The sequence below is a fragment of the uncultured Eudoraea sp. genome (genome assembly GCF_947258525.1).
Lineage (GTDB): Bacteria > Bacteroidota > Bacteroidia > Flavobacteriales > Flavobacteriaceae > Eudoraea.
This window is the reverse complement of the sequence record NZ_CAMYIP010000054.1, coordinates 1-3,422: the sequence shown is the minus strand read 5'-3', so window position 1 is coordinate 3,422 and position 3,422 is coordinate 1. Positions and strand designations below refer to the sequence as shown.

The following is a 3,422-nucleotide window of genomic DNA, read 5'->3' as shown; positions in this document are numbered from 1 at the left end:
AATATCTGTCAAATTTATTTAAATACTTTCTTAATCTTGGGCCGGGTGAAATACCAAATCATCGTAAGACAAAAAATAAGATCGACGCAGATAAATGTAATCATTGAAATTTTAAAGGTAATTTTTATGTTTTGCGGAAGCCAGCATAATATCGTTCCTCCTTTTTCAAAACTTTATAGGCAGAATCATTAAAACCAGCTTTTATCATCAATTCATTAACCTTATCAATATCGTAATCTGCTCTATGCAAGGATATATTCTCATTTTCAACAATGGCAAATGCCGCTTTAGGATTACCATCTCTTGGCTGCCCAACAGAGCCAGGGTTACAGTAGATTTTATCTTTGTACACTTGCAAAGTTTGAATGTGGGTATGGCCAGATATAAATATCTTTCCTTCAATTCTTGAAAAATATTCTTCAGATGGTTCAAATAAGTATTCATCAATGGGATCTGACCAACCACCGTGAACCATATGAATATTCCCCACAAACCGTTGAATGTCATTTGATTGCAACCATTTAATATTTTTCTTGGTTATCACTTTTCGCTGGTACTCCAGGGTATCATTAACGCTGTTATGTCTTGGGCAAAAACCGCCACTTGCCATATACCAGTCATGATTACCCATTAAACTAGGAATGTTTCGTTTTATTAATTCTTCACAGCATTCATTAACCTGAGAATAATATCCCACTACATCCCCTAAGCAATAAATTTCTGAAACATTTAATCTATCCAACTCTTCGAGCACGGATTTAAGCGCTTCGAAATTCCCATGTATGTCTGATATTACCCCAATCTTCATGAATAAAATATATGTTCTTCAATATACCTAATTGCCTTCCCCTTTCTAATCTTAGGCTGTTTTGGAGATTTTCCATCCAAATAATACTCAACCGCCATAAGAGCTTCGTTATATCCAAAAGCACTCCGCATGGCTGTTGATGAGGAAAAGCGCGGATTGATCTCTAATAGATGGTACACACCCTCATGAACCCTAAACTGAAAATTGGTAGGCCCTACTGGCTTAAAAATTTTACAGAGCTCCAAAACCGCTTCTTCTATTTGTTTATCCTCTACGACCTCTGCCTTATTGGTATACCCTTCATTTGACAAATTTCTTCTAAAGGTAATTATGGCATAATAGCCTCCTTTTCCGTCGCAGAATGCGCCTGTAGTATACTCTCCATCGTCCTTGCCAATCAAAGGCTGTACCAATAATTTTTTACCGATTTCTTCTTTATGTAATTCAAAGGTTCCTTGATTGTGAACCTTAACAATCCCTCTGGAGGCCATCCCATGTCTGGGTTTTAATAATAATGGTAAGACAAATTCCCCATCCAAGTCATTAAAGTCGGAACAAAGCGTTGTTGGGATAACATAGGGAGAATTATTGGTTTTCATTACCTTATAAAATTCCCATTTGTCATTGCACAACGAAATTAAGTCTGGATTATTGGTTACAACCTTGGTCCCGGTTTCCTTTAACAAATTACTATTTTCGGCCCAAAAGGTAACGTCTATCTCAAAAGTTGGAATTATTAAATCGATTTCATACTCCGAAATAATTTTCAACAATATATCTTTAAAACCCTCCGAAAGGGTCAAAGGAACCTGAAGTACAATGTCACAAAATTTAGGAGCTACGGAATCTTCATACTCATAAATTGTAGTGCCAATTAGCTTATACGGGGTTTCAGATCTTCTAAGGGATTTTAAAACACCATAACCCAATAGTCCACAAGCGCCGGATACCAAAATATTTTTGGACAATCGATTAAAAATATTTAATTCAGAATTCTTTTAAACAACTAAGTTAATCAATTTGAGAAACAATAAACGGGTAGTGATTATCTTGTTAAAAACGGATGGTTGTATACCGGTGATATAGCAAAAGTTGATGAAGCTGTTTACATCTATATTGTGGCACGCAAAAAAGAGATAATAAAAGTTGGCGTAAAAAGAGTAAGGCTAAAATAAATAGAAGAAATTATCCACTCTCTCCGGATGTTGCAGATTGCACTATAACGGGTATTTATGATGAAATTTTAGGTGAAGCAATATCACAATGATCAGAGGGTTTACTATGTATCATCCAGTGGTGGCTACACGGTGGTGCAGGTACCATTGTTCTCCATTTACCGGAAGGTGGGGAAGAGGTTAAAATTGGAGATCAGACCTATGTAAAATTTGGGGATATCTACTACCAGCCTATACAACTGGATGGGGAAGATATGTATGAAATTGTAGATGTGAAGGAAGAGGAATAGTTTAGGTTGAAATATGGTAACCTTAGGTGAACAGGAACAATTGGTAATTCTATTGCCTGGTATGGTGAAGGGATTCACTAAAAGAGTGATTACTCCTAAAAAGTCTTAACAATTTAGTATAAAGCCTATTTTTTATCCGAACCATAACCATACCCATGGCCATAATTATAATGCCTGGCTTTCCCAAAACCTACATCATTTAAGGCATAAGCCATATTCTGCAGCTTTTTGGTTTTGTTAAGGTTTTTTGAATATTCCAGCAATTTCTTATCTGTAAACCCTGCACGAGCCACAAAGAGGGTGAGATCTGCATATTTAGAGATAAGCATGGTATCTGTAACCAATAAAGTGGGAGCTGTATCTATAATGATATAATCAAATTCCTCTTTTACAGCCTGGATGAATTTTTCAAAGCCTTTACCCGATAAGAGTTCAGGGGCATTTGGGGGTATTTGACGGCTATAACAGACTTTGATATTTAGTTCGTTACTAAATCCTTCATTAATAACGTTCTGCCAATTCATGGAAGGCTTAGAAAGATATTCAGAAAGTCCATTAGTTTTTTTAAGAATATCCAAATGCATATGAAGCTGGGGGTTTCTAAGATCTGCTCCAACCAGCAATACCCGCTTTTTTAAACTGGCATAAGCCATGGCCAGATTGAATGCCATCAACGTTTTTCCCTCCCCTTTTATGGAAGAGGTCACATAAATAACCTGTCCCAAATCCTTTTCTTTCTCAGGCAGATGATGATTCACACTGGTACTCAACATCCTGAAAGACTCCGCCAGGATAGAGCGGTCATGAAACCCTTTAATACTTTTATTTCCCTTTAAAAATGGAATCTCTGCCAGTACCGGGATATCAGGACTTAACTTTTCCAAATCTGTGCGATCGTGGATTTTGGTATCCAGGGAAAACCGGATAAACAATATTAAAAAGGGTAAAAACATCCCTAACAACAAAGACAAGGGATAAACTATGATCTTTTTAGGAGATATAGGTTCACTGCTTGTTATAGCGTAATCTACTACCTTAATGGAGGGTGTGGTCGTTGCCATGTTAATAGCCGCTTCTTCACGTTTTTGCAACAATAAAAGATACAGTTGTTCTTTAATGCTTTGCTGTCGTTCAATGCCACGAAGCATT

At 36.7% G+C, this 3,422-nt stretch carries 4 protein-coding genes; 1 reads left to right on the top strand and 3 read right to left on the bottom strand.

The window, feature by feature from the left end:
• Positions 1-124: 124 nt before the first annotated feature.
• Together Q0X89_RS04240 and Q0X89_RS04235 are read right to left on the bottom strand one after the other, a co-directional pair.
• Entirely contained in the window at positions 125-808 is a 684-nt protein-coding gene (locus Q0X89_RS04240; protein WP_297691459.1) for a metallophosphoesterase family protein, read from the bottom strand.
• A complete protein-coding gene (locus tag Q0X89_RS04235; RefSeq protein ID WP_297691457.1) occupies positions 805-1,776 on the bottom strand; it encodes an ATP-grasp domain-containing protein in 972 nt (323 codons plus the stop codon). Before Q0X89_RS04235 ends, Q0X89_RS04240 begins: the two co-directional genes overlap by 4 nt.
• A gap of 317 nt (positions 1,777-2,093) precedes the next feature.
• Between Q0X89_RS04235 and Q0X89_RS18020 the strand changes: the two genes are divergently transcribed.
• The gene (locus Q0X89_RS18020) at positions 2,094-2,273 is read left to right on the top strand and encodes a DUF6515 family protein (RefSeq protein ID WP_367176960.1); all 180 of its coding nucleotides are present in this window, start codon (positions 2,094-2,096) and stop codon (positions 2,271-2,273) included.
• Between the two features lie 125 nt (positions 2,274-2,398).
• On the opposite strand, the gene Q0X89_RS04225 is transcribed toward Q0X89_RS18020, so the two are convergent.
• A partial coding sequence (locus tag Q0X89_RS04225; protein WP_297691455.1) for a tyrosine-protein kinase domain-containing protein occupies positions 2,399-3,422 on the bottom strand: 1,024 nt, incomplete at its 5' end.